This is a genomic window from Streptomyces capoamus (genome assembly GCF_014654935.1).
GTDB classification, from domain to species: Bacteria; Actinomycetota; Actinomycetes; order Streptomycetales; family Streptomycetaceae; genus Streptomyces; species Streptomyces capoamus.
In genome coordinates, this window is the sequence record NZ_BNBF01000090.1 from 298 (window position 1) to 655 (window position 358).

A 358-nucleotide genomic window follows, 5' to 3' on the forward strand; every position below is an offset into this window, starting at 1 on the left:
AATCTAATATCTTTCGTTATTCTAAGTGGTTATTCCTTTTGGGGTAAGGAAAAGCTTTTTATTCTGAATTCTTGGGTTCAAGAATTCCTATATAATTTAAGTGATACAATTAAAGCTTTTTCGATTCTTTTATTAACTGATTTATGTATCGGATTCCATTCGCCTCACGGTTGGGAACTAATGATTGGTTATATTTACAAAGATTTTGGGTTTGCTCATTATGAGCAAATTTTATCTGGTCTAGTTTCTACCTTTCCAGTAATTCTTGATACAATTTTTAAATATTGGATTTTTCGTTATTTAAATCGTGTATCTCCGTCACTTGTAGTGATTTATCATGCAATAAACGACTAAAAAA

At 29.6% G+C, this 358-nt stretch carries 1 protein-coding gene; it reads left to right on the forward strand.

Annotated elements, in window-relative coordinates; all coding sequences use genetic code 11:
- Positions 1-354, forward strand: a 354-nt coding sequence (locus tag IE312_RS44840) for a chloroplast envelope membrane protein CemA (RefSeq protein WP_194704713.1), incomplete at its 5' end; no start/stop codon positions are given.
- Between the last annotated feature and the right edge of the window lie 4 nt (positions 355-358).